The organism is Chryseobacterium sp. GP-SGM7 (genome assembly GCF_049166575.1).
GTDB lineage: Bacteria > Bacteroidota > Bacteroidia > Flavobacteriales > Weeksellaceae > Chryseobacterium.
The window spans coordinates 200,824-226,157 of record NZ_JBMHFF010000002.1 but is presented as its reverse complement, the minus strand read 5'-3'; the positions used below and the strand labels follow the sequence as shown (position 1 = coordinate 226,157).

The 25,334-nt window shown below is 33.7% G+C and carries 13 protein-coding genes; 7 read left to right on the top strand and 6 right to left on the bottom strand.

What is annotated here, in order from left to right:
- Positions 1-2 precede the first annotated feature (2 nt).
- The 3 genes from ACOOWA_RS09805 to ACOOWA_RS09795 all read left to right on the top strand — a co-directional run bounded on the left by ACOOWA_RS09805 (position 3) and on the right by ACOOWA_RS09795 (position 8,660).
- A complete protein-coding gene (locus tag ACOOWA_RS09805; protein WP_421374921.1) occupies positions 3-5,042 on the top strand; it encodes a translocation/assembly module TamB domain-containing protein in 5,040 nt (1,679 codons plus the stop codon).
- 5 nt (positions 5,043-5,047) lie between these two features.
- Positions 5,048-7,396, top strand: a complete 2,349-nt coding sequence (locus ACOOWA_RS09800; protein WP_421374920.1) for a BamA/TamA family outer membrane protein — start codon at positions 5,048-5,050, stop codon at positions 7,394-7,396.
- A gap of 331 nt (positions 7,397-7,727) precedes the next feature.
- Positions 7,728-8,660 (top strand): YihY/virulence factor BrkB family protein, encoded by a 933-nt coding sequence (locus ACOOWA_RS09795; RefSeq protein ID WP_421374919.1) that lies wholly within the window; start codon positions 7,728-7,730, stop codon positions 8,658-8,660.
- A gap of 38 nt (positions 8,661-8,698) precedes the next feature.
- On the opposite strand, the gene argS is transcribed toward ACOOWA_RS09795, so the two are convergent.
- The 3 genes from argS to ACOOWA_RS09780 form a co-directional block, all read right to left on the bottom strand.
- Positions 8,699-10,459, bottom strand: a complete 1,761-nt coding sequence (argS, locus tag ACOOWA_RS09790; RefSeq protein WP_421374918.1) for an arginine--tRNA ligase — start codon at positions 10,457-10,459, stop codon at positions 8,699-8,701.
- Between the two features lie 83 nt (positions 10,460-10,542).
- The gene (locus ACOOWA_RS09785; protein WP_421374917.1) at positions 10,543-11,982 is read right to left on the bottom strand and encodes a SusD/RagB family nutrient-binding outer membrane lipoprotein; all 1,440 of its coding nucleotides are present in this window, start codon (positions 11,980-11,982) and stop codon (positions 10,543-10,545) included.
- A gap of 11 nt (positions 11,983-11,993) precedes the next feature.
- Positions 11,994-15,035 (bottom strand): SusC/RagA family TonB-linked outer membrane protein, encoded by a 3,042-nt coding sequence (locus tag ACOOWA_RS09780; protein WP_421374916.1) that lies wholly within the window; start codon positions 15,033-15,035, stop codon positions 11,994-11,996.
- Positions 15,036-15,171: 136 nt separating this feature from the next.
- On the opposite strand from ACOOWA_RS09780, the gene ACOOWA_RS09775 reads away from it, so the two are divergent.
- Positions 15,172-15,756, top strand: coding sequence for a ribonuclease HII (locus ACOOWA_RS09775; protein WP_421374915.1), 585 nt, complete (start codon positions 15,172-15,174; stop codon positions 15,754-15,756).
- A gap of 384 nt (positions 15,757-16,140) precedes the next feature.
- Here ACOOWA_RS09775 and yidC read toward each other — a convergent pair whose 3' ends face one another.
- Together yidC and ACOOWA_RS09765 are read right to left on the bottom strand one after the other, a co-directional pair.
- Complete coding sequence (yidC, locus tag ACOOWA_RS09770; protein ID WP_421374914.1) at positions 16,141-17,964, bottom strand: membrane protein insertase YidC; 1,824 nt, start codon at positions 17,962-17,964, stop codon at positions 16,141-16,143.
- Positions 17,965-18,401: 437 nt separating this feature from the next.
- Complete coding sequence (locus tag ACOOWA_RS09765) at positions 18,402-20,009, bottom strand: CTP synthase (protein WP_421374913.1); 1,608 nt, start codon at positions 20,007-20,009, stop codon at positions 18,402-18,404.
- Positions 20,010-20,766: 757 nt separating this feature from the next.
- Here ACOOWA_RS09765 and radA point away from each other — a divergent pair.
- From radA to ACOOWA_RS09750, 3 genes are all read left to right on the top strand, one after another.
- Complete coding sequence (gene radA, locus ACOOWA_RS09760) at positions 20,767-22,116, top strand: DNA repair protein RadA (RefSeq protein WP_421374912.1); 1,350 nt, start codon at positions 20,767-20,769, stop codon at positions 22,114-22,116.
- Between the two features lie 72 nt (positions 22,117-22,188).
- Positions 22,189-23,727: a M12 family metallo-peptidase gene (locus ACOOWA_RS09755; protein WP_421374911.1), complete on the top strand. Its 1,539-nt coding sequence runs from the start codon at positions 22,189-22,191 to the stop codon at positions 23,725-23,727.
- Positions 23,728-23,810: 83 nt separating this feature from the next.
- Positions 23,811-24,404: an ACP phosphodiesterase gene (locus ACOOWA_RS09750; RefSeq protein WP_421374910.1), complete on the top strand. Its 594-nt coding sequence runs from the start codon at positions 23,811-23,813 to the stop codon at positions 24,402-24,404.
- Between the two features lie 172 nt (positions 24,405-24,576).
- Here ACOOWA_RS09750 and ACOOWA_RS09745 read toward each other — a convergent pair whose 3' ends face one another.
- Positions 24,577-25,074: a DUF6702 family protein gene (locus ACOOWA_RS09745; protein ID WP_421374909.1), complete on the bottom strand. Its 498-nt coding sequence runs from the start codon at positions 25,072-25,074 to the stop codon at positions 24,577-24,579.
- Positions 25,075-25,334 lie beyond the last annotated feature (260 nt).

Below are 25,334 nucleotides of genomic sequence, written 5' to 3'. Positions count from 1 at the left end.
TTTTGAAACTGAAATTCAACAAACGAAAAATTCTCAGAGGTATTGTTATTACAATTATCTCTATCATTGTTTTACTTATTCTGCTTATACTAAGTTTAAGACTTCCTGCTGTTCAGAATTTTGTAAAAGATAAGCTGATTGTCTACTTAGAGAAAAAAATTAAGACCAAAGTCACCCTTGATAAAGTATATATCGGCTTTCCCAACAGTTTGGTAATGGAAAATCTTTATCTGAAAGGTCAGAATATCGATACCCTTTTAGCAGTAAAAAAATTCGATGTTGGCTTAGATATGTGGCAATTGATGAAATCTAAAGCAGACCTTACTTCCATTGATTTGGAAGGCGTTCGTGCAAATGTTGTGAGAGATCCGAAGGGAAAATTCAATTTCGATTACATCATCGATGCTTTTGCAACGTCTGATAAAGAGCAGGAGCAGAAGCCTTCAAAACCTTTCATTATTTCTTTGGACAAAATCAAACTGAAAGATATTGGCGTTACCTTCAATGATCAACAGTCTAAAAATGATATTAAAGTTTATTTTAAATCGTTTGATACAAGAGTAAAAACATTTGACCTTCAAAATAATAATTATGCCGTTAACGATATTAATCTTGATGGATTAAAATTAAAGCTAAAACAAGATTTGGTACAAGAAGTTGCCAAAAATGTAGAACAAAAAGTAGATTCTCTCAATCAGAAAAAGCCAATGAAATTAGGTTTAAGCGGAATCAAACTGACCAATTTTGATATTGATTATGGTGATGATAATTCTAAAACTTTTGCAAAAGTTCTCTTTAAAGAATTAAGCACAAAAGTAAACAGCATCGACCTAGAAAACAACGATTACAACGTTGGAAATATATTTTTAACAGGAGCAAATATCAATGCCAATTTATTCCTTCCAACCAAAAATGCCAATTCTGAGAACGAAACGAAAGACGATGTTGCAAAAAATTCCGCAAAGGAAAAAGCGATGAAAGTTTTGTTGGGAAAACTTATTTTGGATGATGTAAAAATTGCGTACAACAACACAGCCGTTGCTCCTACCCAATCCGGAATGAATTTTAATCATCTTAATTTTGACAAGTTAAATCTCGATGTCCGAAATTTTAAAATGGAAAATAACGGTTTTGCAGGATCGGTAAAATCAGCAGAAATTCAGGAAGCTAGAGGTTTGAATGTACAAAAATTCAATACCGATTTTGTCTACTCTGAAAAAGCAGCCTATCTTAAAAACCTTTACCTGCAAACTCCAAAAACAATTTTGAGAGACGAAGTGATTTTAAATTATAACTCTCTCGAGCAACTTTCTTCAAATCTTGGAGCGGTACAGATTTCTGCCGATATCCGTGATTCTAAAATTGGTTTTGCCGATATTTTAAACATTGTTCCCACGTTACGAAACACTGCACCATTCAACAAATATCCGAATGCCACTTTAAATGTAAATGCTTTTGTGAGAGGAACGGTGAACGATTTGGCGATTCAGAATCTGAAAGTTTCAGGTTTAGATCAGTTGAAAGTTTTAGCTTCAGGAAAAATCAAAAATGCGATGAATCCTAAATTGTTGTATTATGATCTGAATGTTGCCGAACTTTCCACCGCTTCGAAAACGATCTACAATTTAGTTCCGAAAAATACGATTCCTAATACTATTACTTTACCTTCTTTCATGACGGTTCGTGGAACAGCGAAAGGTACAACTCAGGTTGTTGATACCAATTTACGACTGACTTCCACATTAGGAAATGCTGCCATCATTGCGAAGGCTGATTTAAGAAGAAAAAACAGAGAAAGTTTTGATGTAAAAGCCAATCTTCAAAGTTTACAGGTCGGGAAGATTATTCAGAATAAAGATGTAGGAAGCATTACCGCACAAATCAATGCAAAAGGACAAGGTTTTGATCCGAAAACAATGTCTGCCAATCTTTTGGGTGATGTAAAATCTGCGACTTACAAAGGTTACACCTATCAGAACATGAATCTGAAAGGGAAAATTAACCGTGGCGCTTATGATATTGATTTGAATTCAAAAGATCCGAATGCCAATTTACAACTTGCTGCATCAGGAGTTTTTAACGATAATCCGACAGTAAAAATTAATGGAAATATCAACAAATTAGATTTAAATAAACTTGGATTTTACAGTTCGCCAATGATTATCGCCGGTGCAATTGACGGAGATTTTAAAAGTCTTGACCCCGATAATTTGAACGGATATTTGAATCTACAGAACTTTGCCATTTCAGATACTAAAGAAGTATATCCTATTCAGGAAATTAAGCTGAATGCTGTTTCTACAAAAGATTCAACATTAATAAAATTCAATTCTCAGATTGCAGATATAGAATTAAACGGAAAATATAAACTAACGCAGATTTTTGGAGCCTTAACTCAGACTGTTAATCAGTATTATCAGTTTCAGAAACCCGGAAAAGCCCAGAAAATTGATGCCGGACAGTTTTTCACAGTCAACGCAACGATTAAAAATGACGATCTCATAAGAAAATTTGTTCCTGAACTGAAAAGCTTTGAAACCATTAATATTAACGGAAATTACAACGCAGATTCGCAAGTTATTGAGCTAGACGCTAAAATTCCACAGGTTTTATACGGAGCCAACACTTTTGAAAATACAAATCTGAAAATTACCAATCAAAATCAGGCTTTACAGTATGATTTAAGTGTTGCGGCTTTGCAGAGTGAAAGTTTTGCCATCAATAAAGTGAATATCAATGGTGATGTTGCCAACAATATTATCAATTATAATATTACAACAAAAGATGATAAAGATGCAACGCAGTTCCTGATTGCAGGAAATGCAAAATCAATGAACGACATTACGGAAATCTCATTAAATCGGAATGGTTTAAAACTGAATTACATGGATTGGGCGGTTGCTGAAAACAACAAAATCCAGATTTTCAGCCAGGGAATTGTAGCAGATAATTTCAGACTTTCCAATTCCGGAGCGGAAATTTCTTTACAGTCTGAAAGCAACTCTCCAAACAGTCCGCTAAACGTTTCTTTGAAAGATTTTAAAATTGAAACCATCACAGAAATCATTAAAAAAGATTCACTTTTAGCCAAAGGAACGATCAACGGAACTGCTCAGCTGAGAGATTTAACTAAAAAAATGACCTTCACTTCTGATATTGATGTGACCGATTTATTTGTTTTCGGAAGTCCGGTTGGTAATTTAGATATTAAAGTAAACAATCAGTCAGCAAATCTTCTGAATGCAGATATTGCACTTTCGGGTAATAATAATGATGTAAAAATATTAGGAAATTACAACACTTCATCAAGCAGTTTTGATTTGAATTTAAACATGAATCAGCTTCAGATGAAAACGTTGCAGGGTTTCACGGCAAATGCGATTACCAATACGGAAGGTTATCTCTCAGGAGATTTAAAAATTACTGGAACGACGACTGCACCAAAGATTTTGGGTGATGTAAAAATGAATAATGTAGGACTGATGATTGCACAGACCGGAAGTGACTTCCGAGGAATTGATGATAAAATAGGATTTACCAATCGTGGAATTGAGTTTGATAATTTCAAAATCAAAGACAAAGACGGAAATTCTCTTAACATTGACGGACAGGTTTTAACGCAAACCTACAAAGACTTTAAATTTAACTTAGACCTAAATGCCAAAGATTTTAAAGTTGTAAATTCAGAAAAATCGAATGATGCGATGATGTATGGAATTTTGGCAATTGATGCAGCATTGAAAGTTCGTGGAAACCTGGATTTACCAAAAGTTGACGGAAGATTGTCTGTTTCAAAAACAACAGATTTTACTTTTGTATTACCACAATCAAGCCCATCATTACAGGAAAGAGACGGGATTGTAGAATTTATTGACCAGGATCAGATTGCTTTAAATAAAACCATCAAAGCAGATTCTATCGACGCTCAAAGTCCGATAAAAGGTTTGGATGTGAATGTGAATATTGAATTGAATAAAGAAGCAAAAATGTCGATCGTGATTGATAAAGCTGCAGGAGATTTTGTAAAACTTCAGGGTGAAGCAGATTTAACAGGAGGAATTGATCCTTCAGGAAAGATCACGTTGGTCGGCGTTTATCAGGTTGAAAAAGGAAGCTACGAAATGTCTGTAAGTGTTCTGAAAAGAAAATTTGATATTCAAAAAGGAAGTACAATTACCTGGACCGGCGAACCGACAACTGCCAATCTGAACATTACTGCCATTTACAAAACACAGACTGCACCAATTGATTTGGTAGAGCAACAAGTAAATCAGGATGAGCTGAATCAGTATAAACAAAGAATTCCTTTCAATACTTTATTGATTTTGAAAGGAGAACTGTTGAAGCCTGAAATCTCATTTGATATCACAACAGACGAGAAAAACAATGCTGTTTCTTCTGCTGTTACCGAAACGATTGATGGAAAACTTGCTCAGCTGAGACAGGACCCGAATGAGATGAACAAACAGGTTTTTGCATTGCTTCTGCTCAACAGATTTATTGGGGAAAATCCTTTCCAAAGTAATTCGGGAGTTTCTGCGGAAACGATGGCGAGACAGAGTGTGAGTAAAATTCTCTCTCAACAGCTGAATAATCTGGCTTCAGATTTAATAAAAGGAGTTGATCTGAATTTTGATCTGGAATCTACCGAAGACTACTCCACAGGAACTCAGAATACACGAACTGATCTGAATGTCGGTTTAAGCAAAAGATTATTGAATGATAGACTGAAAGTCTCTGTAGGAAGCAATTTCGGAGTTGAAGGTGAAGCAAGACCCGATGAAAATACAACCAACATTGCAGGAGACGTCACCATCGATTACAGCCTTTCCAGAGATGGAAGATATACGTTGAGAGCCTATCGTAAAAACGAATATCAGGTTGCATTGCAAGGACAAATTGTTGAGACAGGTCTTGGTTTTGTAATCACTTTGGATTATGATAAATTCAGAGATATTTTCAGAAAATCGAGAAATAACCGTAACCGTGAAGGTGTTCAGAATAAAAGAAATAAAGATAAAGAAGTCGTAGAATTCAAATAATATACATGAAAAACAAACTTAATATATACTGTAAATATTTTTTGGTTTCAGGAATTACTGCGACAATCGTTTCGTGCAGCAACACGAAGTTTTTGAAAGACGGACAGCTCCTTTACACCGGAGCAGAAGTAAAAGTAGAGAGCGATTCTCTGACCAAGAAAGAAAAATCTGCACTACAATCAGCTTTAGAAGAAAATCTTACGCCAAAACCGAACTCTTCATTTTTAGGTTTAAGACCAAAATTATACGCTTATAATGCGACCAAAGAACCGAAGAAAGAAAAAGGAATCAGGTATTGGCTGAAATATAAATTCGGAGAAGAACCCGTTTTGCTGGGTGATGTTGACCGCGAATTTAATAAAGACATTATCGTAAATTATTCTGAAAATAAAGGATATTTTAATGCTAAAGCCAAGTACGATACGGTTTCTAAGAATAAAAAAGCCCAGGTTATTTATACTTTAAAGCCGGGTGAAAGATATTTAATCAGCAACGTTAAGTTCCCTGCAGATTCTAGTTTGGTCAATCAGGAGATTCAGTTGCTAAAAGACAAAACTTTACTTAAAGCGGGAAATCCTTTTGACCTTGATGTCATTAAAGCAGAAAGACAGAGAATCGATGACGGGCTGAAAGACAAAGGCTTTTATTATTTCAATCCGGATAATATTATCGTTCAGGCAGACAGTACGGTAAGTAAAAATCATAAAGTGGAGATGATTGTAAAGCTAAAAGACAACACTCCGAAACTGGCAAAAGAGCAGTTTACCATTGATAAAGTGGTTGTTTTTCCTAATTATAACCTTCGGGATGCGAAAAGGGGAAAATATAGCATTCCGATGAATCAGGACTCTTTGAAAGGTTATGAATACAAAGACATATACGTTGTTGATCCTGATAAAAAATTTAAGCCCAGAGTTTTCGACCGTGCATTATATTTTGACAAAGGAGATATTTATAACCGAAAAGATCATAATCTTTCTTTAAACAGACTGATCAGTTTAGGTGTTTTTAAATTTGTAAAAAATGAATTTATTGTTTCAGATTCTTTGAATCATAAGTTTGATGCCTATTATATTTTAACACCGAGAGAGCTTCAGTCGTTGCGTCTGGAAGCTTTGGGAAGAACCAATTCTGCCAATTATGCCGGAAGTGAATTGAATTTAAACTGGACTCAGAGAAACTTTTTCCGTGGGGCAGAACAGTTTAAAGCTTCTGTTTATGGTGCTTTTGACGTTCAGATTGGCGGGCCTGCAGAAGCAGAAAACATTTTCAGAGCGGGAGCCAATGCACAACTTTCGATTCCGAGAATCGTAGCACCATTCCGATTTAATTCTTCAAGTGCTTTTGTGCCAAGAACCAATATTAAACTGGGATATGAATTTCAAAACCGAACGACTTTATATTCTTTAAATACATTCAACGCTACTTTTGGTTATCAATGGAAAGAAAATGTAAGGAAGGAACATGAACTTAATGTAATTGATATCTCATTGATTCGTCCGGCTGATGTAACACCAAAATTCGTTGCACTTGCTGATGGCAATCCCTATTTGAAGAGGGTAACTACAGAACAGTTAATTTTTGGCCCTACCTACTCTTATACTTATTCTACTACGATGCTTCCGAAAAAAAATACGTTCTATTATAAAGGAATGTTAGATTTAGCCGGAAATATTACAGGTCTTGTAACAGGAGCCAATGCAAAAGACGGAAAAGAAAAAAATATTTTCGGTATCCCTTTCAGTCAGTATGCAAAAATTGAAAATGATCTAAGATTTTACCACAAGTTTTCTGACAAAAATTCAGTAGCGACAAGATTAATTGCGGGAGTTGCGATACCTTATGGAAATTCAGAACATATTCCGTTTTCACGACAGTTTTTCGTGGGTGGAAGTAACAGTATCAGAGCTTTCCGTGCAAGAACTTTGGGTCCCGGAAGTTATGATCCAAGAACGGCAACAGATACGAGAGCTATTTTTGACCAGGCCGGAGATATAAAATTAGAATTCAATGCCGAATACAGAGCTAATCTTTACAAATTTCTGAATGTTGCTGCATTTGTTGATGCAGGAAATATCTGGCTTATAAACGACGATATAGACGAAAATGGAGTCAATTTACGCCCAGGCGGGAAATTCTCTAAAGATTTTCTTAGTGAAGTCGCTGTCGGAGCCGGAGTTGGTTTAAGATTAGACTTTTCAATTTTAATTCTGAGACTGGATTTAGCAATGCCGTTGAGAGTTCCTTATTATGAAAAAGGCGACCGTTGGATTTTAGACCGTGTAAAATTTGGTGACGGAAGCTGGAGAAGAGATAATCTTATTCTGAATATTGCAATTGGATATCCATTTTAGGAGGCTTTTTGCGAATGGTTTATGGCTTTTAGCTTACAGTATTAAGAATAAAACAGATAACTTATCAACAGGAACGGGCTTTAGCCCGTTTTTCTTTATCCAGGATTCAAACGGCTTTAGCCAAAACTTATATTTGATATTATTTTTGAATGCATTTCGAAAAATCAGATATAAAAGACTGAGTTGATTAAGAAATGACTGATACCACACCTTTAAAAAATATTGTTTGAAAACCTCTAAAGGAATAATCTTTGCCTTAAAATTCAGAAACAAAATTCCCATTCGAAGGATAATCAATCATTTTCAAATCATAACTATTAATATTTCTATCATGCTAAAAGAATTAAAATTTTTCTGGGAAACTGTAAAAGAAACATTCAAAGAATGGAATAATTCAAATGCTTCCAACGATTCTGCGAGTCTGGCGTATTATGCGATATTTTCAATTCCCGGTTTACTGATTATCATCATCTGGCTTGCCGGATATTTTTTCGGAGAAGAAGCTATTCGCGGGCAAATCAGCACTCAGATTATGGGGATGATGGGAGCAGATGCGGCAAAAAGCGTCGAAGAAATGATTGCAGGTGCATTGATAGATAAAGAAAACATTTTCATGAAAATTATAGGAGTAGGATCACTTGTATTTGGTTCTACAACCTTATTTTTCCAGTTGCAGAAATCCTTAAATAATCTTTGGGATGTAGAAGCTGCACCCAAAAAAGCTTTAGTTAAATTTCTTTTAGACCGCGCCAATTCACTTGGGATGATTTTAATTTTGGGTTTTTTGTTGATGACAACAATGATTATGACGCTTATCATCAGTATTCTGAATAATTTTATTACAAAATATTTTGGTTTAGAGACTTATTACATTGTAGAAATCATTAATTTCTCGGTAGGTTTTGCGATTACCGTTTTATTGTTTGCATTAATGTTTAAGGTACTTCCGGATGTAGAAATTAGCTGGAAATCAGTCTGGAAAGGAGCAATTCTCACATCGGTTTTATTTACTCTTGGGAAATATTTACTTAGCTTATATTTTAGTGAGCTGAAGCCTACTTCTGCCTTTGGAACTGCGGGAACAATTATTTTGGTGATGCTTTGGATCAACTATTCGTGTATGATGATTTTCTTTGGCGCCGAATTTACAAAAGTTTACACTTACAAAAGAGGTTATAAAATTGCACCCTCCAAACATGCAAAATGGAACAGTTCAAAATTATATCAGGACAGTCAACTTCCTAATAAAGAGCCATCAGTTTAAATAAAAAATCCTCCCGAAATTTTCAGGAGGATTACTTTTTACATTCTGTTTACGGTTTCTATTCCCAATAAGCTTAATGATTTTTTTATCGTCTGAGCTGTGAGATTTGATAAATTTAACCGGAATTGCTTTAAATTCTCATCCTCAAGCTTCAAAATAATATTGCTTTGATAGAATGAATTGTAAGATTTTACTAAATCATAAAGATAGTTTGCCACTAAAGCCGGACTTAAAACCTCTGCCGCTTTTTCTACAACAGTTTTATAATTGGCAAGCTGCATGATCAATTCTTTTTCAAACTGATTTAATTCAACATCTTTAATTTCTCTGTTCATATAATTTGCCTTCACCAACAACGATTGAATACGTGCATAAGTATATTGAATAAACGGACCTGTGTTTCCATTAAAATCAATGCTTTCTTCAGGATTGAAAAGCATTTTTTTCTTCGGATCTACTTTCAGCATAAAATACTTTAAAGCTCCAATTCCGATACTTTCGTAGTTGATATTTTTTTCTTCTTCCGAAAAGTTTTCTAACTTTCCTAATTCTTCAGATTTAGATTTAGCAATATCAAACATATCCTGCATTAATTCATCAGCATCTACAACAGTTCCTTCCCGGGATTTCATTTTTCCGTTCGGAAGCTCTACCATTCCGTAAGATAAGTGGAATAATTGATTTGCCCATTCATATCCTAATTTTCCTAAGATTTTGAATAAGACCTGGAAATGATAATCCTGCTCGTTTCCAACTGTATAAATTAATTTCTGAATATTGTTTTCTTTAAAACGTTCTACCGCAGTTCCCAAATCCTGGGTCATGTATACCGAAGTTCCGTCTGAACGAAGCAATAATTTCTGGTCTAAACCTTCCTCCGTCAGGTCACACCAAACCGAACCATCTTCTTTCTGATATAAAACCCCTTTATCCAAACCTTCCTGAATAAGGTCTTTTCCTAAAATATAAGTATTGCTTTCATACTGAATCTGGTCGAAACTTACGCCCAATCTTTTGTAGGTCTGATTGAAACCCTCGTAAACCCAAGAATTCATTTCATTCCAAAGATTTCTTACTTTTTCGTCTCCATTTTCCCAGTCGAGAAGCATCTGTTGAGCTTCTTTCATTAAAGGAGCATCTTTTTTAGCCTGATCTTCAGGAATTCCCTGCTCAACTAAAGCTGCAATTTCTTTTTTGTACTCCTGATCGAACTTTACATAATAGTTTCCTACAAACTTATCACCCTTTATAAGATCAGTTTCCGGAGTTTCACCGTTTCCAAATTTTTCCCAAGCCAACATCGACTTACAGATGTGAATTCCTCTGTCGTTGATAATCTGCGCCTTCAACACATCATATCCTGCTTCCTCAAGAATCTGAGCTACTGAGAAACCTAATAAGTTATTTCTAACGTGTCCTAAATGAAGTGGTTTGTTGGTATTGGGTGAAGAATATTCAACCATTACGGTTGCATTTTTCTTTTCAATTGTTGCAAAATCCTCTGTAACTGTTTTTAACTGATCTACAAAAAACTGATTTTTAACTTTTACATTTAAAAATCCTTTTATGACGTTAAAATTTTCGAGCAATTCAGTTTGCGTCGTTAAAGCTTCACCCAATTCTACCCCAATACTTTCAGGATTTTTCTTCAACTGCTTTACCAAAGGAAACGTTACAATCGTAAAATCTCCTTCAAACTCAGTTTTATTCTCCTGAATTTCGAGGTTTATATCTTTCAACTGATAGACATTAAGGATAACCTCCGCCAGTTTTTGTTCTATGATGTCTTTAATATTCATTATTCTAATTTGATTTGCAAATATACGGAAATAAAAAAACCGCACTAAGGCGGTTTTAATATGAATGTTAAAGTAAGGGTGTATTAATTTTTATCCCAAAATATTTTTGTTGATAATTTGTCTCCACCGATTGCAGTTCCTGCAGCGGCCCAATTTACACCGTTTGTGGTAGATTCACTAATTGGATACATCATTCTCACAGGAACCGTTGTAATAGGTGATGCTGCTGGAGGTGCAGATAATGCAGGATAATCTAATCTTCTCCAAAAGTTCCAAGAAGTTAATGGCTGATTATACATGGCAACCCAAGCTTGCTCACCTACGGACTGTTTCCAGTTGGTCGCATTATAAGGATGTGCTACGATATATGCAGCAGCGCTGGAAGCCATATCCCAATCTGTAAATGATGAAGTAATAGCATTTGCATAGTTTACCGCAGGAGTTCCTCCAATTCCCCATCTTGCGCTGGCTTCGGTTAAATAAAATGCTACTTCTGTATAATTCAGTAAAATACCTGGAGTAGTAGTTGTATAAGCAAAAGTTCCAGGTGCTGAAAAGTTGGAAAACGTAGCTGGAGAACCAATTGCTTGACCTATATAATTACCTGTAGTTCCAACTGGTTTAAAGTACTTAGAAATTCTTGGATCAGCGTTAGTGTTCATATAATCAATTAATGTTTTTCCTCCAACAAAATCATTTCTATTACTGGCTTTTACATTTTCATAAACCGGACTCCAATTAGGAGAAGATCCTAAATATTGTAAAATACAATTATCTGCTGAAGAAGTCATTACTCCATAACCTATAGCTTTTGTAACTGTAGATTGGGCTAAACTTGGATTAGAATCCGCTAATGTAATTCCTAGTTTTAGCATTAAAGAACTTCCGAAGGTTTTCCATTTGGATACAGAACCATTATAATATAAATCTGCACCAGCAGGCTTAAAGCTTGTAGTGGAAGCATCAAGATTTTGTATATCTGTATCCAGTCTTGAAATTAAATTTGTATAAATAGTGGAAGCATCATCATAAACAGGGTTAATAATTGTAGCTAACTGATTGGATTGGCTGTACGGTACATTTCCAAAAGTATCAACTAAATTTTGATAAGTGTAAACCTGCATGATATCTATAATTGCCAATTGGTTTTGCTTTATAGCCGGCCATTCATTTACTTCCGAAGGTTCAGGAGCATAAGCATTGATGATTTCTTTTGCTTTGGTCAAATTATTCAAAACATTAACGTAGTTATTTATAAATATGGTGTTAGAAACATTTCTGTTTGTAAAATCATAAATACTTTCGTTAATATAAGTTGTTTCCTGCCAATATTGCATGGTCAATCTAAAGTTATTTTCGTTTACACTGCAAGTATTTACATAATCACTTAATTCTTTTTGAGAATAAGTAAGTAAAGTAGTAGGAAGTGTAGTATATGCAACATTAGAATCATCGTTTATATCATCTGCTGTACAACCGACGAAAAGAAAACCTACAAGTGAGGATATTATATATTTTTTCATTGTTTAATTTTTTAAAAATTTACTTTTACATTAAAAGAAATGTTTCTTGTAGTTGGCATTACACCTGATTGATAACCTTGAAGGTTTCCGGATGACAATCCTGCTTCTGGATCTGCATCAGGTAGGTTTTTATGAATTATCCATAAATTTCCTCCAATCAAACTAAATGACATCCCTTGAATGAATTTGGAACCTAACGCTTCTTTTGAAAGGTTATATGTAACCGAAGCTTCTCTTAATTTCACATAACTCGCATCATAAACATAAGCAGCTGCTGGTAGATCAGTTCCTAACACTTGACTAGACATTGACCTATCTAATCTCACATTATTCTGAATGTATTGTCCCGGATTATTTGGATCAGGAATAACGCCCTGCTGAATAATTCCTCCACCGTTATCTAATGTATTTCTAATCGGATTTCCCAAATCATTAAGCCCAACAGAATTTGCATAAATACCTGTTCCATAGCCATAAGATTGATCTAGCGAGTAAACGCTTCCTCCTTTTTTCATATCAATCAAAAAAGCTAAAGATAAATTTTTATATGTAAATGTATTTCTCAATCCACCGAACCATTTTGCTTGGTATGTACCTAAATTATTATTTGTTGTTGTAGTTACTAAATAAGCTCCTGTATCGGGATTAATAATTTTTTGCCCATCTGGAGCATAGACAAAATCTGACCCCCAAATCTGTCCATAAGCTTGTCCTAAAGGCGCATTAATAGTTACTCCACCACTGGAAGTATTTGTTTGCAGTGCTATATTGGAAAGCCCATCTTTAAGTTGCGTTACTTTTGTTACAGGATTTGACCAGTTCGCTGTCATATTCCAAGAGAAATTTTGAGATTTTATAGGAGTTAATCTTAATGAAATTTCAAAAGCTTCCGTTCTTAGATTCCCTATATTTTGTTTTTGCAATAATGAACCCGTAGCAGAAGAAACGCTAACGTTAGAAATCAAATTATTGGCATCATTTCTATACCAAGTAACATCAAAACCTAATCTATTTTTCAAGTAAGAGGTTTCCAATCCAAATTCTGTACTTTTTAATCTTTCGGATACCAAATCAGGATTTTTCTTTAGTGTATTAAAAGAATAAGCTGGTTGCGTTCCAAAAGCCTGACCTACTGTGTAAAAATCTCGTAACTGATTTGCTGCAGTGTCATTACCTACTTCGGAGTAGTTTGCTCTTATTTTACCAAAACTTAACCAATTTTCCTTTATTAAATTAGAGAAAATTATACTTCCTGAAACAGAAGGATACCAATAAACATTATGTCCAGGTGCTAAAGCAGTTGTCTGGTCTCTCCTAACAGTACCTTCTAAATAGTATGTATTTTTATATCCTAAGCTAGCTTGTGCAAAAAATCCGACAACTTGCTTATTGGTATCTGTAATCAACGCATCAAATGGTCTTCCTGCAGAATTTGAAATTGTATATAAATTCGGAATCAATAATCCTCCTGAAGTTGATTGTTGTATCGAATAATTACTTTCATGTCTAATATTGGTTCCTACTAAACCATTAATATTAAAATCTTCTGTAATATTTTTTTTATAAGTTGCTATAAAGTCATAATTTCTTTCTGCAAATTTGTAAAGATTGGTAGCATAACCCGAAGGTTGCTCTGTATTAATACTCTGTCCGAAAATGACAGGAACCGAACCAGCAGCTAATCTTTCTTCAGTAGTTAAAACATAACTGTCTGTAGTTAATCTTGCTAATAAATTTATTTCAGGAGTTACATCATAGCTTAGGCTGAAATTCCCATTAAATCTGTCTCTGCTATCATTTTGATAACTTTCGTATCTCTGAAAATAAACATTATCCCAATACTGAGGAGTAAGATTATCGGTATCGGTAATATTCCAAGAATTATTTTTATGATTAAGGTTATATAAACTCTGCTGTTGTTTTAAATCAATATTTGTGGGCCACCATTGTCTGAAATTACCCATAATATTGCCCGTGTAACCAGTTCCGTTTCTTCCTACTGTTTTTTGGGTAATATAATTTGCATATAAGCTTGCTGTTAATTTATCTGATATTTTATAAGAAGCATTACCACCAAAATTATTTTTTATCAACTCACTATTTGGCATAATATCAGAAGCATCCATATTAGTGTAGCTTAACCGATAAGTTGCTGTTTCATTTCCACCACTGAAAGAAATGCTGTTGGTATAATTGGTTCCTTTATTAAAAAAAGAAAGAGGCCCATTTTTAGCTGCAACCCAAGGAGTTTTTTTACCAAAATTGGGAGACCCCGGAATAAACGCATCGTACTGATATACCATCAAATTAGGATCATATTTAGGTCCATAAGAAGCGTCACTTCCAAATCCAGCAGCAAGCCCTCCATTATAACTTCCCCATTCATCTTCTCCCACATACCCTTGTCCATACTCAGTCTGATATTTTGGAAAAGTGGTTTTATCTATAGACGAAACCGTCACAGAACTAGAAAATTCCACTCCAATGCCTTTCCCATTTTTTTTGCCTTTTTTGGTAGTGATAATTATAGCTCCGTTAGCAGCACGAGATCCATACAAAGCAGCAGCAGTAGCTCCTTTCAGTACATTTATAGTTTCTATGTCATTAGGGTTAATATCAGACGCTGTATTTCCATAATCAAAACCATATCTTCCCGTAGTTTGATTTGTATTATTTACATTCCCATTAATAATAGGAACCCCATCTATTACAAATAAAGGTTGATTGGTTTGAGAAAATGATTTAAGACCTCTTAGAACTACGTTTATAGAACCTCCGAAATTAGTACTTTGCTTAATATCCAGTCCAGCTACTTGCCCAGATAAGTTATTTAAAAAATTTGGTGTGGGATTTTTATTCACATCCTCCCCTTTTACTTCTTGCGTGGCATAACCAAGAGATTTTTTCTCTCTTTTAATTCCCATTGCAGTAACAACTACACCTTCTATTTCCTGTGTTTTTAAGGTATCACTCGGTTTTGTTTGTTGGGCCTGGGCAACCACAAAAGACGAGGAAAGTACTACAAGTAGTACACCTGATGTTAATTTTTTCATATTAATACATTAATTTTGCGTTAACAAAGTTGTAAAAACTTCTGATATAAAACTGTTAAAATTTTGAAATATTATTATTTTTAACATAATATCTACAAATTACTACTGATTTACAACTTTCAAATGTTAAAAAATTATGAATCTATTAAAGAAATGGTCGGAAAATTACATTGAAGCAGGATGTGATGAGGTAGGGAGAGGTTGCTTGTGCGGACCAGTAGTTGCCGCAGCCGTTATTTTAGACGAAAATTTTGAACAAAATCTCGTCAATGATTCCAAAAAATTGAGTTTTAAAACCAGAATGGATTTAGATATCTACATTAAAGATCATGTAAAAAGTTTTGCGATTGCTGAGCTTCCTCCAGCATTTATTGATGAGCATAATATACTGAACGCCAGTATTCATGCAATGCACAAGGCATTAGATAAGCTGTTGATAACACCCGAATTTATTTTAGTTGATGGAAATAAATTCCATCCCTATAATTTCATTCCGCATCAATGTGTAATTAAAGGAGATTCTAAATTTTTATCAATTGCAGCAGCTTCTATTTTAGCAAAAAATTATCGTGATAAACTGATGATTGAGCTTCATGAAGAGCATCCTGAATATGGCTGGAATACCAACTTCGGATATGCAACAAAAAAGCATCAGGAAGCTTTGATAAAGCATGGCATAACAAAATATCATCGTCAATCATTTCGTCTAAAATATGATTAAAACAATTCACTTAAATTATCATTCTGAAAAAAACTCATAGTCTAATTTAAAATACTTCTAAACAATATATCCAAATTATCAAATAAATTCCATATTTTAAATATCTGAGAATTTATTTTGTTAATAAACATTAATTATTGAATTATTTTAATAATATTGATCATAGATGATAAAAAATATTAAGATTAATTCTTTATCAATGAGATGAGACCACCTGGACAATTTCAATCTATTGAGGTTATAAAAATTCTTTAAGGTTCATATCAGCGTATTTTTAATAAGTTTTTCTTCATTGTTAAAATATTAACAAGAAGATTTTAATCTTAAAATAAAAGAGGGAAGCAATATTTTGCTTCCCTCTTTTATTACTTTTATAAAAAGTTTTTATTTCTTTTTACCTTTTTGCTGCTCCTGAATTTTCTGCGCATCCTGAGCTTTTTCCATCATTTCTCTCATTTTCTTTTGGAATTTACCTTCCGATTTTGGCTTTTCTTTATTTGCCTGAATCTGAGCATGAATTTTCTTTTCATCCAAAATTACATATTTAATGACGAGGATAATTAAAATGTTAATCGCATTCGAAACAAAATAATACCAAGATAGGCCTGATGCAGAAGTATTCAGGAAGAATAAGAATGTGATAGGGAAAATATACATAATTACTTTCATATTCGGCATACCTTCCTGTTGAGGTTGCTGCATATTTCCTGAAGTCATTACTGTGTAAATCAAGATTACAACGGTACAAGCCAGCGCAAAAACACTTAAATGATCTCCCAGGAAAGGAATTTTAAATGGTAATTTAATCAAATCATCATAAGCCGTTAAATCTTTTGCAAACCAGAACCCCTGTCCTCTCAAATCGATAAAATTTGGGAAAAATCTGAATAATGCATAGAAAATAGGAATCTGCACCAACGCCGGAAGACATCCCGCCATTTGATTTACTCCTGCTTTTCTGTAGATTTCCATGGTAGCCTGTTGCTTTTTCATCGGATCCGCATCCTTAAATTTAGCATTCGCTTCATCAATTTCCGGACGGATTACTTTCATCATTGCACTCAATTTATGCTGTTTGTACATAATTGGTGATAAGATCAATTTCACAATAATCGTCATCAGGAAAATTACCCAACCCGCTGTAATTCCCCAACCTGCAATCATATTGTACATCGGCATGAAGAAATAACGGTTCATTCCTCCGATAAATGCCCATCCTAACGGAAGAATTTCATCAAAGTTTTTATCGTATGATTTTAATAATGGTAAATCTAATGGCATAAAATACCATGTGAAATCCTGATTCAATTCTCCTCCGTTCATAGAAACAAAGCCTTCGAAGTTTAATTTTTTCAAATATTCCCCTTCCTCAATTGTTTCCTGATTTCCTTTACTGTTGGTAAAACCTGTTTTAGATTCAATTACTGAAGAAAAAAACTGTTGTTTTACACCAATCCAGTTAAGCGTTTCTTTTTCTTCCTCCATTGTCGTTCTTCCATCATAATCATAATCTTTATAATTATTAAAAGCATATGAGAATTCTGAATGCGACTGTTCCTGCGCTCTACCCTTTTCAAGGTTTCTTACACTGTAATCCCAGATAAAATCTGCTTTGTTTTCAGAAGTAACATTCGCTAAACCCTGAGTTCTTACTTTAAAATCTAAAGTATACTGATCTTTAAGTTCTGCTTTTGGATTGTTATTTAATGTATAAATAAACTGAATTGAAGCTCCGTTATAGTTTGCCGTTAAAGTTGCAACATTACCGTTAACAACCGGAGAGAACACCAAATCTTTAGTATTAACTGTTTTTCCTGTTTTATCTTTAAACTGAAAACCGTAGCTCGAATTATTTTTAGTAATCAGATTAAGCGGAAGATCTGCCTTATCGGTTTTGTGATCGTAAGCTTTATATTTAAGAAGCTCTACTTTTGAAACCTGACCTCCCAGACTTGAAAATTCAAGCTTCAATTCGTTATTTGCCAAATTGGAAATCTGAATAGAATTCGGAGTTACATTGGGATTGATATCTGCTGCCGGAGTTGGTTTTACGGCTGTTTTAGCCTGTTCTGTTTTCTGATGTTCAGCTTTTAGTTTTTCTTCTTCAGCGTTATTTCTTTGGAAATAAAACATGAATCCCATAAGAACCAAACATAAAACCGCAAAACTAATAATCTGACTTTTATCGAGTCCGTTGTTCTGTTGCATTTTATTTTTATTAAAATTTTTTAAATATTTTTCTTTAATTAACCCCAAAAGCCACAAACGTTTTTTTAATAATTCTTCCAAAGCATCTCAATTCTTTTAAAAGAACATTAAAGTTTTTGAAAATCTTTGATTTTCTTATTTTGAGAAGTTTTATTTACTAAAAAGTGAAATACTTCGAGTTTTTAGGCCAAAAGCTTTTGTTTCTTTTGTGGTTCAAATTTTCATTTAAAATGTATATCAAAATATTATACATTTTAGAGTCGACAAAAATACTGTTTTTTTATCAAAACTCTATACTATAATATGTTACTATATAATAAACTCAGGCTGAGAATAATCAGTCTGAGTTTATATATAACGTTTATAATTTATTAATTACCTTATATTCATTCAAACCTTCAAGGTTTTGAAAACCTTGAAGGTTTAATAACTTAAAATTATTTCCCTGAACAAGCTTTAATGAAAGCTCTGAACAAAGGATGCGGTGTTGCAACCGTACTCTTGTATTCAGGATGATATTGTACCCCAACATAGAAAGGATGATCTGTCATTTCTAACGCTTCCACCAAGCCAGTTTCCGGGTTTGTACCTGTTGCGATGAAACCATTGCTTTCAAATTCCTGAATATATTCGCTGTTAAATTCATAACGGTGACGGTGTCTTTCAGAAATATTTTTGCTTCCGTAGATTTCATTTAATTTTGAACCGTTTTTCAAAGCACATTTCCAGGCTCCAAGACGCATTGTACCACCTTTATCGACTACATTTTTCTGCTCTTCCATTAAAGAAATTACAGGATGTTCCGTAGAAGTATCAAATTCCATTGAATTGGCTTTTGTATATCCTAAAACATTTCTTGCAAATTCTACAGTCATGATCTGCATTCCCAAACAGATTCCCAACATCGGAACTTTATTTTCTCTTGCATATTGAGCTGTAAGAATTTTACCTTCAATACCTCTGTCACCAAATCCTGGAGCAACCAAAATACCGCAGACTCCGTCTAACGATTCTTTAATATTTTCTTTGGTTAAATCACCACTGTAAACCCATCTGATCTTCACTTCCGTTTCAAGATCTGCACCTGCATGCTTGAAAGCTTCCGCAATTGAAATATAAGAATCCTGAAGAGAAATATATTTCCCAACTAAGGCAATCTCTACTGTTCTCTTTGGATTTTGGAATTTTTTAAGGAAAGTTTTCCAGTCTTTAAGATCTGCTTCTTTGTCACTTTTCAGATCTAATTCTTTAAGAACTACATCATCAAAGTTTTGCTTTTGAAGATACATCGGAACTTCATAAATGGTTTCCAAATCTTTACATTCTATCACATTGTCCAGAGAAACATTACAGAACTGAGCTAATTTTGCTCTCTGATCTTTCGGAATTTTATGCTCTGTACGACAAACTAAAACATCTGCCATAATTCCGCTTTCCATTAATTGACGAACAGAATGCTGAGAAGGTTTTGTTTTTAATTCTCCACTTGATGCCAAATATGGCAATAAAGTAAGGTGAATTACCATAGAATTTTTCTCACCCAATTCCCATTTCAGCTGACGAACAGTTTCAATGTAAGGTAAAGATTCAATATCACCAACAGTTCCACCGATTTCAGTAATAATGATATCGTAATTCTGTTTAGATAAAATTTTAATTCTACGCTTGATTTCGTTCGTAATATGAGGAATTACCTGAACTGTTTTTCCAAGAAAATCTCCTTTTCTTTCTTTTTCAATTACTGTCTGGTAGATTTTTCCTGTCGTAACGTTGTTGTTCTGAGAAGTTGGAGAGTCAAGATAACGCTCGTAGTGCCCTAAATCCAGATCAGTTTCCGCGCCATCTTCGGTTACATAGCATTCTCCGTGTTCATAAGGGTTTAATGTTCCCGGGTCGATGTTAATATAAGGATCCAGTTTTTGAATCGTTACATTAAATCCGCGTGATTTTAGCAGAAGTCCCAGAGAAGCAGAAACGATTCCCTTTCCCAAAGATGAAGTTACACCTCCTGTCACAAAGATATACTTTGTATTCTTTTTACTCATTAGATTAGGTTTGTGCAAAGTTAGGACAAAAAGAAAAGCAAAGCAATTTTGTTTCCCTTTTAAATTCTGATTTTAAGTTTATTTTAAGTGAAAAGTTCCCTGTTAAAAAGAAAAAGGTTTCCCAAAAAAACTTTGAGAAACCTTTACCTAAACCAAATTATATATGAAAATTATAGAATCATATCCTTTTACATTTTTATAGATTAACAATTCTGCCGGAAGTTAAATTTTCAAAAACAAAATCTTAATCTTTAATTCTAAACAAATTTAAATAAAGATTCGATATGAATCATTGACTTATGGTAAGTTCTGATTTTTAGATGAAATAAGTTTCAAACACTTTTCAAAAATTAATATAATAATGAAAATCAAAAAAGAATTTAGGTAAAGAAATAGGTTTAATAAATTATCCTCAATCCTTTCAAAAAAGTATAGAAAAGGATTAACTCCTGAAATTATAAGCAAAAGCAAATAGAGAATTTCAAATAACATGGCAATTCTGAATATTGAATTATAATGCTTTTTAAAAATCAAGACCGTTACAAATCCTACAACTGAAACTATTGCACATTCTATAATGATTAAAATAGGTAACATTCCGTAATTTCCAACAGGAAGATGCGTTTGTTGTAAAGTCCATTCTGTAAATTGAGCATTCAAAAGGCTCATTACAATAAAAATCCCCAAACTTTTCAGCAAAACATTTTTCATATATTAAAATTAAGAAAATTTCAAAAAAAATCTTCAACTTCGCAGTATGGCAAAACTTAAAACAGCATATTTCTGTCAAAACTGTGGTTCGCAATATCCTCAATGGACCGGGCAATGTAAAAACTGTCTCGAATGGAATACTTTAGTGGAAGAAGTCGTAGAAAAAACCTCATCTAAAACTCCACCATTTTCAAAATCAAAACAACACGTCATCAACATTATCGAAGTTGAAGCAATTGAAGAACCGAGAATAAAAACTCCGTCTGACGAACTTAATAGAGTTTTAGGAGGCGGAATTGTCTTAGGATCTGTCACTTTAATCGGTGGTGAACCGGGAATCGGAAAGTCTACATTACTTCTTCAACTTGCCTTGAAAATGAAGAAAAGAATATTTTACGTGTCGGGAGAAGAAAGTGCGTCGCAAATTAAAATGAGAGCCGACCGTTTGGCTGAAATTAAAAATCCGAACTGTTTTCTTTATACCGAAACTTCATTAGAAAAAATTCTTCATGAAGCTAAAAAATTAGAACCGGATTTTGTCATTATTGATTCTATTCAGACATTGCAGTCACAGTTAATTGAAAGTTCACCCGGAACGGTTTCACAAATTCGTGAATGCTCGAATGAAATTATTAAATACGCCAAAGAAAATAATGTTCCCGTATTTTTGGTGGGTCACATCACCAAAGACGGACAAATTGCCGGCCCGAAAGTTTTGGAACACATGGTGGACGTTGTCTTAAATTTTGACGGAGACAGAAATCACCTTTTCCGACTGTTGAGAGCCAATAAAAACCGTTTCGGATCTACTTCTGAAATTGGAATTTATGAAATGGTTTCACAGGGTTTAAAGGAAATAAAAAATCCATCCGAAATTTTAATTACTAAAAAATCTGAAGAACTTTCAGGAAATTCAGTTGCCGTAACGTTGGAAGGAAACCGACCGATGTTGTTAGAAATTCAAGCATTGGTAAGTACCGCAGTTTATGGAACTCCACAAAGAAGCTGCACTGGTTTTGACTCAAAAAGATTAAATATGCTTTTGGCTGTTTTAGAAAAAAGAGCAGGTTTTCAGTTGGGAGCAAAAGACGTTTTCCTCAATATTACAGGCGGAATTAAAACGGATGATCCGGCTTTAGATCTGGCTGTTGTAGCATCCATTCTTTCGTCCAATGAAGATATTGCTATTTCTGAACATTTTTGTTTTGCGGGAGAAATTGGTCTGAGCGGAGAAATTCGTCCGATTGCACAAGCCGAACAGAGAATTACCGAAGCTGAAAAGTTGGGTTATGAGACGATTTTTATTTCTAATTTAAATAAACTTCCAAAGAAAAAATTCGGAATCAAAATTGAAGAAGTGAGCAAAGTTGAGGATTTTCATGAGAGACTTTTTTAATTAAATATAATTATGAAAACAATTCATTAAAATATTATATTTACACCACAAAACTTTTAACTTCAAATGATTATGAAAATTAAAATTACCTTTTTCGTACTGTTTTGCAGTATCGTCATTTTTGCTCAAAACAGGGTATTTCAAAATACAATCAGTGAAAATAATTTAAGTGAGCAACAAAAGCTTGATAAAACTTTATCTGCGACATATATTCTTACTAAATATTATACTCAATCTTCATTTGATTTAAAATCTGATTTTGAAATTATTTTACCAAGCAGCAGAATTATTAAAGCTAAATTTTCTAAATCTTTTTTGTATACCAACAAAGCTGAATCTTCAGTTTTCAACATTGAAAATGAACCAAAATCTGAATTGGTTTTGTCTAAAGCCGGAAATGCAATCACAGGAATGTACACTTCTGTTTTAGGTGAAAAAGTAATTTTCCATCAGCTTGAAAACAATTTATTTGCAGTCTCTACAGTAAGTGAAGCCGCATTAATCAGTAAAGATTCAGCAACAGATTTTGTTTTGAATAATTCTTCGGCTTCACAAAAGGTAAATCCTAATGTTTGTTTGCAAGCTACAGCAGTTTGTCCCGCAACAACAATTGACGTTTTGATCGTATATACTTCTGCAGCCAGAGCAGCATGGGGAGGTGTTGCACAGAGTAATTCTTTTGCAGCAACTTCTATTACCAATTTTAACACGGCTTTAATAAATTCAGGAGTTTCAAACACCACAATAAATCTGGTTTATTCAGGTGAAATAAATTATACAGAATCTGGAAATATTTCTACCGATCTTTCAAGATTCAGAACAGCCAATGACGGATTTTTGGATGTCGTTCAGACATTAAGAACCACATATGGAGCAGATCTCTGCGCTTTGGTAACAGCTACTCCTACAAACACTTGCGGATTAGGCTATTTAAATACAAACCCTACCAATTATACTGCAAACAGTGCTTTTACAGTAACTTTATTTAACTGCGTAGTTTCAAATTACAGTTTAGCACACGAAATGGGCCACAATATGGGCTTAAATCACGATTGGTTTGTCTCTACAAGCACAACACCATGTGAAAATCATCACGGCTATACCAATCAGACTGCGATAAGTTTGGGAACTTCCAGCACAAATTCGCAAAGATGGAGAACGATTATGGCTTATAATGATGAATGTGTCAACTCCGGAATTTCGTGTACGAGAATCAACAGATGGGCAAATCCTGCTGTAAACTACAATTCCGAACCAACAGGAATAGCTATCGGAAATCCTAACCCTTCCAATGAAGCTTTTGGTTTTGCTCGTTTTGCCTGTGTCGTATCTCAATTTATGCCAACTGCAAATTTAGGTACTGTTGAAATTAAAAACACAGATGTAAAAGATTTTACCGTTTTTCCAAATCCCGCAAAAGACGAAATTAACATTTGGATTAAAAATGATGAAGCACATATTTTCAAAGTTATCAATGTTTTAGGGCAGGTTATTTTAACCACAGATAAAAAAACAATTAATCTTACAGGAATTCCTGCGGGAGAATATTTTATAAGTGTATACTCAGACGGAAATTCATTAATTGCTACCAAAAAGTTCATTAAAAAATAAAAATATCTAATTTTAAAATTGTAAATTAATCCTCCTTAAATTATATTTTTGGAGGTTTTCTGTTTTAAATTTTAAGTTGTAATATGAACTATCTCGCTCACACTTTTCTTTCTTTTTCCGACGGACAAATTGTCGGACAATTTTTAGAAGATCACATCCGAAATAAAGAGCGTTTTTCTTTTCCGAAAGATATTCAGGACGGAATCACAATGCACAGAGCGATTGATACATTTACCGATTCTCATCCTGCAATTCATGAGGCAAAAAAAGTTTTCAGTCCGCTTGTGAGATTGTATGCAGGAGCTTTTGTAGATGTTTCGATGGATTATTTTTTGGCAAATGATCTTACTTTAAACTCCTTAAAAGGCTGGAAAAACCATTCTCAGAGAGTTTATCGGGTTTTAAATCAAAACATCAGGTTTTTCCCTGAAAACTTCAGGCTCATGCTTTCCAGAATGGAAGCTGAAGATTGGCTTTATAATTACCGGACAGACCGAAGCATTGGTTTCAGTATGAAAAACGTGTTGAATAAGGCGAAATATTTAGACAAAAACATTCCTGTTTTTGAAGTATTTTTAGATAATAAAGATTTTTTGCAGAAATGTTATGATGACTTTTTTCCTGATTTATTAGCTCATGCAGAAGCAGAAAATGCGCTTTTACATTCAGAAAGATAATTTATTTAAGGGGGAAATATTAAATAAAGTAAAAATCAATTACTTGTATTTCTTTGATAAACGAAGTACCCTTGTTTTACTTAGTTCAGCATAGTTTTGGAGTTTCTTTCGTTTAACCTTGCGTTTATTTTATCGCAAAGGAAAACAAATTTGTAAATGCACAACACGTAATTTAAAACTGCTGATATAAATACCGATTAGGATACGTCAGTTTTTCACTTTTACGATCTCCGTTAACGGTAATATGGACAATATTGATCTGATCATCAAACAAATTATATAGAAAACTTACCGCAGCTTCTATTTTTTTCGGATTTAACACAGATTCAGATTCAAGGTAAACATTCACAGATTCATTATCTTCTTCATAACCTATGTAATTTACTTTTAAAAACTGATTATTGGTTTTCAGTTTGAAATATTCTTCGGTATAGTTTTTCAGTGCTTCATTCAGCTGAACTTTATATTTTGCATCATTAAAATGAAAAGGCTTTCCGTATTTTTTCGACAATCCGTTCTCTAAATCATCAAGAAAAAAACGTCCTGTAATCTCAAAGTTTTTAGATTTTGAATTGTAATTGATGTCTACCGAACCAACGTGATAAGGATGTTTTCCACTGAATGAGAATATAAACATCAAGGAAATAAAAAAGACAAATAGTTTTTTCATTTTAGTAAGTCAATAATTTTTTCGGGATTTTGTCTCATATCAAAGAATAACAGAACTTTTATTTGGTTTTCATTTTCTTGTTGGAAGTACATTCTGAAATGCTTTTTGCCGATGAGTACACTCCTAGTAAAATTTAATGTGTTCTGAAACTGGTTGTAATTTCTGTTTTTAAGTTCAACAGTAACTTTTTTCACATCTTGCAAGAAATTTATGACTTCTCGATTCGTCCACATTTTTCTTAGAAATTGAATATTTTCCGC